A 13041-nucleotide genomic window follows, 5' to 3' on the forward strand; every position below is an offset into this window, starting at 1 on the left:
TTAAGACGTGTCATTTTGGCCTAAGTTTACCCGTTGATTATCGTTTTCGCCTGATCTTTAAAGGCGGTATACTGCTGAATTAGCCATAATGAACGCTCAGAGCCCGTCCTGGCTGGCTCTTAATCCCTTTTATCACCCGTAAAGGAGAGGTTGTGATGTCAACCCCGCGTCAAATTCTTGCTGCAATTTTCGATATGGATGGATTACTGGTCGATTCTGAACCGCTTTGGGATCAGGCCGAACTGGATGTGATAGCAAGTTTAGGCGTTGATATCTCCCGCCGCCATGAACTTCCCGATACACTTGGCTTACGCATCGACATGGTGGTTGATTTGTGGTTTGCACAGCAACCGTGGAACGGTCCCTCACGTCAGGAAGTAACCGAGCGCATCATTACCCGCGCAATTGCGTTAGTTGAAGAAACAAAACCACTGCTGCCGGGCGTGCGTGAGGCCGTGGCATTGTGCAAATCTCAGGGGTTGAAAGTAGGACTGGCATCCGCCTCGCCGCTGCATATGCTGGAAAAAGTTCTAACCATGTTTGATCTGCGCAGCAGCTTCGATGCACTGGCTTCTGCGGAAAAACTGCCCTACAGCAAACCGCATCCGCAGGTTTATCTCGATTGCGCGGCAAAACTGGGCATTGACCCTATAAACTGCGTAGCACTGGAAGACTCGGTGAACGGCATGATTGCTTCGAAAGCCGCCCGTATGCGTTCCATCGTAGTACCTGCGCATGAAAATCAGGACGATCCTCGCTTCGTTCTGGCCGACGTCAAACTGGCCTCGCTCACCGAACTCACTGCCGCTCACCTGCGCGGCTAATCCTGCGACGGGCAATGATCGCATTGCCCGCCTGCCGGACGCTGGGGCACGCCTGATGATCTGAAAGGCCCGGTCGTGTTCCTCGCAAGTGCTGCCTCGGACTATATACATGGCTATACGCAGGCCGTGGATGGCGGTTGGCTGGCGCGGTAAAGGCGCACTTGTGACAAAGGGTTACAACGTCACCTCTTCCGCCTACTGTATAAAACCCCTATACTGTATGAATCGACAGTTTATTGGGTTTTATCATGACGGCGGAAGGTCACCTTCTTTTTTCTATTGCCTGTGCGGTATTTGCCAAGAATGCCGAGCTAACGCCCGTTCTTGCGCAGGGTGACTGGTGGCATATTGTTCCTTCAGCCATTTTGACGTGCTTGCTGCCGGATATCGATCATCCAAAATCCCTGCTGGGACAGCGTCTGAAGTGGATATCAAAGCCCATTGCCCGGGCATTTGGTCATCGCGGATTTACGCATAGCCTGCTGGCGGTTTTTGCCCTGCTGGCCACGTTTTACCTGAAAGTCCCTGATACCTGGATAATTCCGGCTGATGCCTTACAAGGTATGGTTCTCGGTTATCTCAGCCACATTCTGGCCGACATGTTGACCCCGGCGGGCGTCCCCTTGCTTTGGCCCTGCCGCTGGCGTTTTCGTCTGCCTATCCTCGTGCCGCAAAAAGGCAACCAACTGGAGCGGTTTCTGTGCATGGCGCTGTTCGCGTGGGCAATCTGGATGCCGCAGACCGTACAAGAGAACAGTGCGGTGCGCTGGTCATCACAAATGATAAATACGCTGCAAATGCAGTTTAATCGTTTTATAACGCACCAGGTTGACTAATAAATCAGCCAAAAAGTTATTTTTGGCATAAACAATTCCATTTGAATATAAGAGGCAAGTCACAGTTCTGCTAATCTTGCGCCAACAGAACCACCGTCACACGGTGATACGCATAATAAGATCAGGAGAACGGGGATGAACTATCCATTAATCGCGAACATTATCGTGTTCGTAGTGCTGCTGTTCGTGCTGGCGCAAGCCCGTCACAAGCAGTGGAGTCTGGCAAAAAAAGTACTGGTCGGTCTGGTCATGGGTGTGGTGTTTGGCCTCGCCCTGCACACCATTTATGGTTCCGACAGCCAGGTTCTTAAAGATTCCGTACAGTGGTTCAACATTGTCGGCAACGGTTACGTCCAACTGCTGCAGATGATTGTCATGCCGCTGGTGTTTGCGTCTATTCTCAGCGCCGTTGCGCGTCTGCACAACGCCTCTCAGTTAGGTAAAATCAGCTTCCTGACCATCGGTACACTGCTGTTTACTACGCTGATTGCCGCGCTGGTAGGGGTTCTGGTGACCAACCTGTTCGGCCTGACCGCAGAAGGTCTGGTGCAAGGTGGGGCCGAAACCGCTCGTCTGAACGCGATTGAAACCAACTATGTTGGCAAAGTAGCTGACCTCAGCGTTCCACAGCTGGTGTTGTCGTTTATCCCGAAAAACCCGTTTGCCGACCTGACCGGAGCTAACCCGACGTCAATTATCAGCGTGGTTATCTTCGCTGCATTCCTCGGTGTTGCCGCACTGAAGCTGCTGAAAGATGATGCACCGAAAGGCGAGCGTGTGCTGGTTGCTATCGATACCCTGCAAAGCTGGGTGATGAAGCTGGTTCGTTTGGTGATGCAGTTGACACCGTACGGTGTTCTGGCGCTGATGACCAAAGTAGTTGCTGGCTCCAACCTGCAGGACATCATCAAGCTGGGTAGCTTCGTCGTAGCCTCTTATCTCGGTCTGGGCATTATGTTCGTGGTACACGGGATCCTGTTGGGTGTTAACGGCGTTAGCCCGCTGAAATACTTCCGCAAGGTGTGGCCGGTGCTGACTTTCGCCTTCACCAGCCGTTCCAGCGCAGCCTCAATTCCGCTGAACGTTGAAGCGCAAACCCGTCGTCTGGGCGTGCCTGAATCCATCGCCTCTTTTGCCGCCTCCTTTGGCGCCACCATTGGCCAGAACGGTTGTGCAGGGCTGTACCCGGCAATGCTGGCAGTAATGGTCGCCCCGACCGTCGGGATCAACCCGCTGGACCCGATGTGGATTGCGACGCTGGTCGGTATCGTCACCGTCAGTTCCGCAGGGGTTGCGGGTGTGGGTGGCGGTGCAACGTTTGCCGCGCTGATCGTCCTGCCAGCTATGGGTCTGCCAGTCACGCTGGTTGCGCTGCTGATTTCCGTTGAGCCGCTGATCGATATGGGTCGTACCGCGCTGAACGTGAGCGGTTCTATGACAGCCGGTACGCTGACCAGCCAATGGCTGAAACAGACCGATAAAACAATTCTGGACAGCGACGATAACGCCGAACTGGCGCATCGCTAAGTCTGTTAGACTGAAAAACAAAAAAAACCGCCGGAGTGTCATGCTCCGGCGGTTTTTTTATATCCATTAATCGCTCAGTTCATTTTCCTGGCGAACCTGATTAGCCCAGCGTTGCGCTGATTCCGGGACCGTAAATGCAGGTGAACGCTGAAACGCCTCCCCTATTAAGACAAAAGCGACATATTTTCCGCGCAGTATCCATACGTCACGAAACGCATCCATTTTAACTGCATGCTCTGGTGGGGCTGGCTCCACGCGAGGAACATAGCTAATTACCGGACGATTTTGTTGGCGAAGAGGTTTCATAATCAGTTGCTTCACTAAAGACTAATTCTAAAAATCAGAAAACGGCTATCTTAGCCGATTTTGCCTCCTGACGTCCTGTCTTGCGTGCGCTGTTTGCCTGGTTCATCGCGCTTTACGCCCTCGGTCAGTTCCTGCACCACTGAGCAAGTGGTCTATAGTTAAAGCTTTTGACGGCAACAACGACCTTTAAGCGATGAAAACAGGAGACGAGTTTAATGTCACAGAATGATAAGCACCCACTCCATCACTCAGCGCCGGTTCATGATGCCAGCGAATCCCAGCCAGGACTTGACTCACTGGCGCCAGCAGACGGTTCACATCGGCCAACACCTGAACCCACGCCACCAGGCATGCAGCCCACTACGTCTGGCAGCTTAAAAGCGCCTGACACCAGAAGTGACAAACTCAACGCGCTGGATAGTTTTCGTAAAGGCAGCGAAGATTTTGCTCTGACAACCAATCAGGGAGTGCGCATCGCGGACGATCAAAACTCTCTGCGCGCAGGAAACCGTGGGCCAACTCTGCTGGAAGACTTTATCCTGCGGGAAAAAATCACCCATTTTGATCACGAACGCATCCCGGAGCGGATCGTACATGCCCGAGGTTCTGCCGCTCATGGTTACTTTCAGCCCTATGCCAGCCTCAGCGCGACGACGAAAGCGGACTTTCTGAGTGATGAAAATAAAATCACCCCGGTTTTTGTCCGTTTCTCTACGGTTCAGGGCGGCGCAGGCTCAGCGGATACGGTCAGAGATATTCGAGGATTTGCGACCAAATTTTATACTGAGGAGGGCATTTTCGATCTGGTGGGAAACAACACACCAGTCTTCTTCATTCAGGATGCCCATAAATTCCCGGATTTCGTTCATGCGGTAAAACCGGAGCCGCATTGGGCTATCCCACAGGGTCAAAGCGCCCACGATACCTTTTGGGATTATGTCTCGTTACAGCCAGAAACGTTGCACAACGTTATATGGGCGATGTCTGACCGGGGTATTCCACGCAGCTATCGCACGATGGAAGGCTTTGGCATTCACACGTTCCGGTTGATAAATGCGCAAGGGAAAGCCACCTTTGTCCGTTTTCACTGGAAACCGCTGGCGGGCAAAGCTTCGCTGGTATGGGATGAAGCGCAAAAACTTACCGGTCGTGATCCCGATTTTCATCGCCGCGATCTATGGGAAGCTATCGAAGCAGGCGATTATCCGGAATACGAACTGGGGCTGCAGCTCATTCCTGAAGAAGACGAATTCAAGTTCGATTTTGACCTGCTCGACCCGACCAAGCTGATCCCGGAAGAGCTGGTTCCGGTGCAACGCGTCGGTAAAATGGTGCTGAACCGTAATCCGGATAATTTCTTCGCCGAAAATGAACAAGTCGCTTTTCATCCCGGACACATCGTCCCTGGTATCGATTTTACCAACGATCCCTTGCTGCAAGGCCGCTTGTTTTCGTATACCGATACCCAAATCAGCCGCCTGGGCGGGCCCAACTTCCATGAAATCCCGATTAATCGCCCGACCTGCCCGTACCATAATTTCCAGCGTGACGGCATGCATCGTATGGACATCGATACCAACCCGGCCAACTATGAACCTAATTCCATCAATGATAACTGGCCGCGTGAAACGCCGCCGGGGCCAAAACGCGGTGGATTTGAATCGTATCAGGAACGGATTGAAGGAAACAAAATCCGCGAACGTAGCCCCTCTTTTGGCGAATACTATGCGCACCCTCGCCTGTTCTGGCTAAGTCAGACGCCAATTGAACAGCAGCATATTATCGGCGGATTCAGCTTCGAACTCAGCAAAGTTACGCGCCCCTATATTCGGGAAAGAGTGGTTGAACAGTTAGCCCATATTGATACAGCCCTCGCCGAGGCGGTTGCCGATAATCTCGGTTTTGAGCTAACCGAGGAACAGGCCAAAATCGCCCCACCGGCTAACGTCAATGGTTTGAAAAGTGCGCCGTCACTCAGTTTATATGCGGGTGCGCAAGGTGAGATTAAGGGCCGCGTGGTCGCCATTCTACTTAATGACCAGGTGAAATCGGGCGACCTGCTTGCCATCATGCAAGCCTTACAGGCCAAAGGCGTTCACGCCAAACTGCTCTATTCCCGAATGGGTAATGTGGTTGCCGATGATGGTTCCGTCCTGACAATCGCCGGTACCTTTGCGGGTTCACCATCGCTGACCGTCGATGCGGTTATCGTTCCGTGTGGCAATATCGCAGATATCGCTATGAACGGTGATGCCCGATATTACTTACTCGAAGCGTATAAGCACTTAAAACCTATCGCACTGGCTGGCGATGCGCGTCAGTTTAAAGCAACGTTGAATATCAAAAATGAAGGAGAAGAAGGCGTGGTGGAGGCAGACAGTGCAGACGCACAGTTTATGGATACCCTGCTGACGCTAATGACTGCGCACCGCGTCTGGTCACGCGCCGGAAAAATCGACACGATACCAGCCTAAAAAAATGCGGCGCATTATGCGCCGCAAACTCAGGAGTTAGACGTTCAGAAAACTGCCAAGACGATAACCGCGCTCCGCAATAGCATATTTCAGTGACGGAGACGTCAGCACGTCGAGCTCAGTTAAGCGGGGGTAACAGTAGGCACTTTGACGAATAATGTCATCGATAAAGGCCGGATGACACATCACTTCCAGCGAGGACTCTCCCCGGTCTGCTGACGCGTCAAGCGTTTGCAAAAACAGGGCTTCAGAAATCGCTTCGCCATAAAACTCGCTGCTGAATCCCTGGGAAGTCCGTAACGTCTGCGGAAAGTCAGACGCCTGGAATACCGCCTGACGATCGATCCGTAACGCAATCCCCCGTTGGGCAGCAAACCCGGCCACGATAGGGAGAATCTGCGGGAACATATGCACATGGTGATGGCTATCCAGATGCGTTGGCTCTCGCCCGAACAGGTCAATAAAACGCTGATACTGCGCGGCCAGTTCCTGAGAAATTTCATCCAACGGCAAGGTGTCTTCTTCAGCCATCTGCCAGATCCATTTTCCCAGTAACCCGTCACGAGTAAGGCCTGGCATTGCCGTCAACGGCCTGCCCAGCGTCAGAACAAAATGCATCCCAACGGCAAGTTCAGGAATGTCGCGACTCAGCTGTACCGCATGGTCAATGGCTGCGCCATTAACCAGTGCGGTTGTCGAGGTGACCACGCCATTGCGACAGGCTTCAACAATGCCGTAGTTTTGTCCTTTACTCAGGCCAAAATCATCCGCATTTACAATCAGTACGCGTTCCATAGCCGACCTCAGTTAGTGTTGTTCGCTTTTGAGTTTCTCGATACACCCGGCGAAGTTTGGCAGCCATTTTTCATGCGCCAGAATTAGCTCACGCGCCAGAATCTCGGCATCGCTGTCAGAATGCACCAGCGGACTCAGGTTCAACGCCAGCAGCACATCATTCAGCTCACCGCTCAGTGCCGCATTGCTCGCCGCGACTTCAAAGCCTTTAATGGTATAGATAAGGCCGAGCACTTTCTCATCAAAATGGGTAATACGTGGGTGCGGCGTGGCGCCGTTGCGTCCCAGTGTACAGGTCATCTCAACCGCCCAGTCCGCCGGGATATTGTCAACATGCCCATGATGTGGAACGTTGACATAGTGCTCGGTCTGTTTGTCGTTGTAGATGGCGTTGATCACTTCACAGGCCGCATCGGAGTAATAGGCTCCACCACGCTGTTCCAGCTCTTTCGGTTTCACGTTCAAATCCGGGTTTTTGTAGAGATCAAACAGTTGTTTCTCCACTTTCTGTACCACCTGAGCGCGAGCGCCGCCCTTATAGTATTCACCCATTTCAATCGCCAGCATCTCTTTTGGCTTGAAGTAATAGAGCAAATATGAGCACGGCAGCAGCTTCAGCGAGCGAATCAACCCTTCACTGAACGGCAGATCGAAGATGTTCTTCACGGTGGAGGCTTTCAGTTGACCTGAAGCCACGCCATCCAACAGTTCATCAAAGCGTGATTTACCATTCACCAGTACGTCTTTAATAAAGACCATATGGTTCAGACCGAACAGATCGATGGATAAGTCATCGCTCTCTTTCAGCGCCAGCACATCGCTAATGAACATTTTCATGCCGACAGGAATATTACATACACCGATGAATTTCTTAAAATTCGTATGGCGATAGACCGCTTCCGTCACCATCCCGGCCGGGTTAGTAAAGTTAATCACCCACGCATTCGGGCACAGTTCTTCCACATCTTTGACAATATCAAAGATAACCGGAATAGTACGCAGACCTTTGAACAGCCCACCAGCGCCGTTGGTTTCCTGCCCCAGATACCCGTGGCTCAGCGGAATGCGTTCATCCTTTTCGCGGGCTTTCAGTTGCCCTACGCGCAACTGGGTGGTAACGAAATCAGCATCTTTCAGCGCTTCACGGCGGTCCAGCGTTTTAAACAACTTCATCGGCACGCCAGCTTTATCGATCATGCGCTGGCAAAGGTCAAAAATAATGTCCAGCTTCTCTTTTCCATCGTCGACATCAACCAGCCACAATTCAGAAACCGGTAATTCATGATAGCGCTTAATAAAGCCTTCAAGTAACTCAGGGGTGTAGCTGCTCCCGCCACCGATAGTGACGACTTTTAATTTCTGGCTCATACTTTCTCCCTTCAGTGTCAAAACACTGACGTGTATTATGCTCAACCCGTTTGTCAGGTATAGCGTGGCTGTCCCGACGCTATTTTGGGCAAGCTATAAAAAATGGGTTATTGGCAAATAATATCTACTGATTAAATTCAGTTAATTTCTTACGATAGCTATTAGGTGTAAATGACGTCAGCTTTTTAAACGTTTTAATAAACAGACTTGGACTACTGTAGCCAGATTCGTAAGCAATATCCGTTACAGAATAGTTAGTCATTTCCAGCTGTTTTTTAGCAAAGTTAATGCGGATTTCATTAATGATCTGCATCGGCGTTTTGCTGTAATAACGCTGGGTTGCGCGGGTCAGATACTCCTGGGATTTCGCGGACAGGTGTACCATGTTTTCCAGCGCATTCTCGCTAAACTGCCGTTTGTCATGCATGGTCTCCACGGTGGTTTTAAGCCACTGCGGAATATCATCCAGCACCTGCTCTTCGCGATGATGGCGCAACCGGTTAATAATATAGAAGGTGACCACTTCTACAAATTCATCCAGTCCGCTCTCGCGAAAGTTTAGTGATGCAATAACCGTTTCAATGTAAGTGAGAAACGAATTATTCGCCCGATAGACCTGCGATGCAACGAAACAAAATGGCAGCAGCGGGTGGTAGTGCTGTTCAAAAAAGCGTTTACTGATACCGACGTTCAGGATCCTTGTCGCCCCAAAATCATAAAAACTCTGGTGGTGCGATCCCAATGGAATAAAAACAAAGTCCCCGCGTTCGAGCAATACGCGTTTACCGTTGATTTCCTGATAATAGCGCCCGGTTAAAACCAGGGTAAATTCGTAGTAGTCATGCTGATGCAGCCCGCTGATGCTCTCAGTTTTGTTATAGATGAACACATGGAAATTTTTGCCATTAAACAGCTGCTGTTCATAGACGGTTTTGATTTCCGGTGCGTTAATCTGTAGCTGCATTATGCACTCCTCGCTATTTCAGCTTTTCGTGAAGCTCAATCAGTTCAGTCACCAGCTCACGCGCCAGCATTGATGTCATCAGATGGTCCTGAGCATGAACCAGCACCAGGCTAACTTTCATTTTACCTTCGCCCTGATCGCCTTCAATCAGTTTCGTTTGCACGAGGTGCGCTTCGTTCAGCGCCAGACGGGACTGGTCCATCATAGCCTTAGCTGACTCGAAATCGCCTTGCTTGGCCATTTTGAGCGCGCCGTACGCCAGGCTACGCGCCTGACCGGAGTTGATGATGAGACCCATCACCACTTCTTCGAGTTCTTCTGCTTCTGACTGCGTGTCGACGATGTTCTCGATATCCAACATACTTTTTTCCTCTGGTTCAGTCCGGCATGACCGTGAAGCCATGCCGGATTAAATTTAGAATTTCAATGCGTTAGCGATATCTTCTTCGCTTTCTTCTTGATCAATAACGTTCTGCGCTTTGTTGGCTACCACCACGAACGGCAGGTAAACCAGCGTGGCGATACCGAGGTTGAACAGCGCGACCAGCAGAGCAGCGACGCTACCGTTGGTGTTAAAGAACGCGCCCAAACCGGTTGGCATGGTCCACGGTGCGATGTTGGTAATCGGTGGAATAATGCCGGAGTAATAAGCTGCCAGCGTAATCGCCGCCAGAATCGGCTGCACCAGAATGAACGGGATAAACATCACCGGGTTCATGATGATCGGCAGACCGAACAGGATAGGTTCGTTAATCTGGAACAGGCCTGACGGCAGTGCCAGTTTAGCAACCTGACGATAATCCGGACGACGCGATGCCAGGAAGATAGCGATAATCAGACCCAGCGTAGCCCCGCTACCCCCGAGGAAAATATAGGAGTCGAGCATCGGTTTCGCCCAGACGTGGAAGGTCTTTCCAGCTTCCAGCGCGGCGTCTACGGAACCAAACTGTTGGTAAATGGAGATGTTTTCCAGCGCCCATGGCGTCATGATACCGCTGTCCAGCGCGGTCAGCGCCAGTGAACCGTGAATACCGAAGAACCACAGCAGCGGAACAAAAATCACGTAGGCCCAACCCACCACGCTGCCCAGCGATGCCAGCGGAGTTGAAATGGAATCCATGATGATCTGGTGGAAGTTCGTACCCCAGGTGTTCAATGCCCAGGCGATGATCCCCATAATGGAGAGGATAAGGAAGCCAGGAATCAGCGCAGAGAAAGAGCGCGACACGGATGTCGGTACGCTATCGGGTAATTTAATTACCCAATTGCGACGGACCACAAAGGTGAACATTTCCGCGACCGCGAGGCCGATAATAATACCGGAAATAATATTGGCACCGCCGAGCCAGTTCGCGCCAACGGCATAGGCTTCACCCACGCTATATGGCGTTACGGTCATAAATGCGGCGACGGATAACAGCCCGGCAGCCAGTGAGTCGACTTTGCGTTCTTCTGCCAGCGCCATACCGATAAAGAACGGCGCCATCAATGACATGATACCCAGCGTACCGTTATAGACGTTTCCACCAATGCCTTTCAAACTATTCAGCGTTTCAATAGTTGAAGCATCAAGTCGAATGCCCATTGAATAAAAAAACGACCCCTCCCCAAAGCTCAGGAAAACGTTATTGATTAATACAAACATGGCCCCTGCGAGGGTTAACGGCATTAAACGAATAAAACCGTTTTTGATTGCATTAACGTGTGGCTGCTTTCCAATTTTTACAGCAAAAGGAAGGAGTACCTTTTCAAGTGAAGCAATAGCGTTACTCATAGAAAAATACCCTTAAATACCGCAATTAATAATTACGGTGAATGTTAATGAAATAACTCTTTGACGGGAAAATTAAAATAAAATAATTAATTTGCTGCGGCTTTTTTAATTGCTGCAACCGCAGCCTTAAGCACGCCTAAACCATCGACTTTGCCATACAGCAGCGAGTCAATCACTTCCACAGGCTTGTTGGGTAACAAACGCTGAATTTCGGGCAACATATAAGCAATTTGTGGACCTAATAATACAACATCGGCCACTGGACCTTTTTCTCCGGCCAGCGTTTCAGGAAACGCTTCAATAATAACCGGTACTTCGTATTTTTCGGCCTGAGCACGCATCTTCGAAACCAACAATGAAGTCGACATGCCCGCAGAACAAAACAGATAAATGTGTTTCTTTTCCATTAAAACGATCCTCATGTGCGATTATCTGTCACCAGACACTCCGCAAGCCCTAACCTGCATCCATGCTCTGGGTAACTTGCGTCAGCTAAATTACTTTTTTAGGTGGCTGAAATGAGTATACGGGATTGCACCGGCGGATGGTATTTCCTTGACCAACTAAATTGTCTCTCCTTGACCTGGCGTTATGACCACCCTCACACTTCAGGCAAATAATTCGCGTCAATAATTAAGATCGTGTGACATAAAAAAACCGGCGCAGTGGCCGGTTTTCCCGAGTGCTCAGGCAATAAACAGTTGTTACTTCTTCGCTGCCTGCGGGTCGGTGTCGTACTCTGCGCAGGTCTGGTAGCCAGAGTTAATCACGTGTCCGGTGTCATCTAAAGCAACAAAATAGGTCTCAGCTTTACCATCTCGTTGACCCAGGATGTAGGTCTGACACGTCCCACGCGCATGGATCATACTGACTTCGGAAGACGGTTTACCGGCAATCTGCGCTACCTGCGCCCGGCTCATCCCTTTCTTCACATCTTTCACCACGGGCTGAACAAATTGGTCTTTCGTACGATCGTAGGCCGTACACCCTGCCAGCATAGTCAAAACAGCCGCTGCGCTCAGAATTCCTGTTAGATTCTTGTTCATATTCCGTCCTCTTGTATTTCAGCGTGTTATATAAGCCTGGAGCACAACAACGCATTTTTCAAGCAATCAGAGGATACTTAGGTGGTTTCGGAAAATTCTATTAAAACAAAATGATGCTATATCAGGCTCGCATCCCTTGTCGTTTGGGCCTCAACGCGTTAGCTTTAACACATCATTTTTTTGATCATTTTATTTTTCGGAGGGGGTTAAATGACTCTGCAGCAAGAGATAATCCAGGCGCTTGGCGCAAAACCGCACATCGATGCAGAAGAAGAAATTCGCCGCAGCGTGGATTTCCTGAAATCGTATCTGCAGACCTACCCCTTTCTGAAATCGCTGGTGTTGGGAATTAGCGGCGGACAGGACTCAACGCTCGCGGGAAAACTGTGCCAGATGGCGATCACCGAGCTGCGAAAAGAAACGGGTAATGACGCACTGCAGTTTATTGCCGTACGCCTACCGTATGGTGTTCAGGCCGATGAGCAGGACTGCCAGGATGCCATCGCCTTTATTCAACCGGACCGCGTACTGACCGTCAATATTAAGGGCGCGGTGCTGGCCAGCGAGCAGGCCCTGCGTGAAGCGGGTATTGAACTGAGCGATTTTGTGCGCGGCAATGAAAAAGCCCGTGAACGTATGAAGGCACAATACAGTATCGCCGGCATGACCAGCGGGGTTGTCGTGGGTACCGATCATGCTGCAGAAGCCATCACCGGATTTTTCACTAAGTACGGCGATGGCGGTACCGACATTAACCCACTATTTCGTCTGAACAAGCGCCAGGGCAAACAACTGCTCGCCGCGCTGGGGTGCCCGGAGCACTTATATAAGAAAGCACCAACTGCTGACCTCGAGGACGATCGCCCTTCTCTGCCGGATGAAGCCGCACTGGGCGTCACTTACGACAACATCGACGACTATCTGGAAGGAAAAACGCTGGATGCCGACGTCGCAAAAAAAATTGAAGGCTGGTACGTGAAAACTGAGCATAAACGTCGCACACCGATCACCGTGTTTGATGATTTCTGGAAAAAAGCGTAATCCTTTTCCCTTCAAAATGCCGGGTAGCGCCAGGATTGGCCCTATCTGGCATTAGCCTGCTGAATCTCATGCCGCTTTTTTAATCG

General features: G+C 50.7%; 13 protein-coding genes and 1 pseudogene. 6 read left to right on the forward strand and 8 right to left on the reverse strand.

Annotated elements, in window-relative coordinates:
• The first annotated feature begins 155 nt into the window (after window positions 1-155).
• From hxpB to tcyP, 4 genes and pseudogenes are all read left to right on the forward strand, one after another.
• A complete protein-coding gene (gene hxpB, locus HV314_RS14470) occupies window positions 156-824 on the forward strand; it encodes a hexitol phosphatase HxpB (protein ID WP_016156335.1) in 669 nt (222 codons plus the stop codon).
• Window positions 825-854: 30 nt separating this feature from the next.
• Window positions 855-977: pseudogene (locus tag HV314_RS14475) on the forward strand (SDR family oxidoreductase); the annotation flags it as partial.
• 83 nt (window positions 978-1060) lie between these two features.
• The gene (locus tag HV314_RS14480; RefSeq protein ID WP_087050648.1) at window positions 1061-1660 is read left to right on the forward strand and encodes a metal-dependent hydrolase; all 600 of its coding nucleotides are present in this window, start codon (window positions 1061-1063) and stop codon (window positions 1658-1660) included.
• A gap of 135 nt (window positions 1661-1795) precedes the next feature.
• On the forward strand, window positions 1796-3187 hold the full coding sequence (gene tcyP, locus HV314_RS14485; RefSeq protein ID WP_019078417.1) for a cystine/sulfocysteine:cation symporter: 1392 nt from the start codon (window positions 1796-1798) through the stop codon (window positions 3185-3187).
• 66 nt (window positions 3188-3253) lie between these two features.
• Here tcyP and cedA read toward each other — a convergent pair whose 3' ends face one another.
• On the reverse strand, window positions 3254-3496 hold the full coding sequence (gene cedA / locus HV314_RS14490) for a cell division activator CedA (RefSeq protein WP_029139771.1): 243 nt from the start codon (window positions 3494-3496) through the stop codon (window positions 3254-3256).
• 212 nt (window positions 3497-3708) lie between these two features.
• On the opposite strand from cedA, the gene katE reads away from it, so the two are divergent.
• Window positions 3709-5967, forward strand: a complete 2259-nt coding sequence (gene katE, locus HV314_RS14495; protein ID WP_181545933.1) for a catalase HPII — start codon at window positions 3709-3711, stop codon at window positions 5965-5967.
• Between the two features lie 36 nt (window positions 5968-6003).
• On the opposite strand, the gene chbG is transcribed toward katE, so the two are convergent.
• The 7 genes from chbG to osmE form a co-directional block, all read right to left on the reverse strand.
• Window positions 6004-6762: a chitin disaccharide deacetylase gene (gene chbG, locus HV314_RS14500; protein ID WP_181545935.1), complete on the reverse strand. Its 759-nt coding sequence runs from the start codon at window positions 6760-6762 to the stop codon at window positions 6004-6006.
• A gap of 12 nt (window positions 6763-6774) precedes the next feature.
• Window positions 6775-8130 carry a 6-phospho-beta-glucosidase gene (locus tag HV314_RS14505; protein ID WP_016152854.1) on the reverse strand — a complete coding sequence of 452 codons (1356 nt, stop codon included), beginning with the start codon at window positions 8128-8130 and terminating at the stop codon, window positions 6775-6777.
• Window positions 8131-8254: 124 nt separating this feature from the next.
• Entirely contained in the window at window positions 8255-9097 is an 843-nt protein-coding gene (gene chbR / locus HV314_RS14510; RefSeq protein WP_085951046.1) for a transcriptional regulator ChbR, read from the reverse strand.
• 10 nt (window positions 9098-9107) lie between these two features.
• Window positions 9108-9455 (reverse strand): PTS N,N'-diacetylchitobiose transporter subunit IIA, encoded by a 348-nt coding sequence (gene chbA / locus HV314_RS14515; protein ID WP_003030618.1) that lies wholly within the window; start codon window positions 9453-9455, stop codon window positions 9108-9110.
• A gap of 54 nt (window positions 9456-9509) precedes the next feature.
• On the reverse strand, window positions 9510-10868 hold the full coding sequence (chbC, locus tag HV314_RS14520) for a PTS N,N'-diacetylchitobiose transporter subunit IIC (RefSeq protein ID WP_003030619.1): 1359 nt from the start codon (window positions 10866-10868) through the stop codon (window positions 9510-9512).
• An 86-nt stretch (window positions 10869-10954) separates the two neighbouring features.
• Entirely contained in the window at window positions 10955-11275 is a 321-nt protein-coding gene (chbB, locus tag HV314_RS14525) for a PTS N,N'-diacetylchitobiose transporter subunit IIB (RefSeq protein ID WP_003832547.1), read from the reverse strand.
• A 297-nt stretch (window positions 11276-11572) separates the two neighbouring features.
• Window positions 11573-11914 (reverse strand): osmotically-inducible lipoprotein OsmE, encoded by a 342-nt coding sequence (gene osmE, locus HV314_RS14530; RefSeq protein ID WP_003030621.1) that lies wholly within the window; start codon window positions 11912-11914, stop codon window positions 11573-11575.
• Between the two features lie 210 nt (window positions 11915-12124).
• On the opposite strand from osmE, the gene nadE reads away from it, so the two are divergent.
• Window positions 12125-12955, forward strand: coding sequence for an ammonia-dependent NAD(+) synthetase (nadE, locus tag HV314_RS14535; protein ID WP_047498859.1), 831 nt, complete (start codon window positions 12125-12127; stop codon window positions 12953-12955).
• Window positions 12956-13041: the final 86 nt, after the last annotated feature.

The organism is Citrobacter sp. RHBSTW-00887, from assembly GCF_013728095.1.
Classification (GTDB): Bacteria; Pseudomonadota; Gammaproteobacteria; order Enterobacterales; family Enterobacteriaceae; genus Citrobacter; species Citrobacter braakii.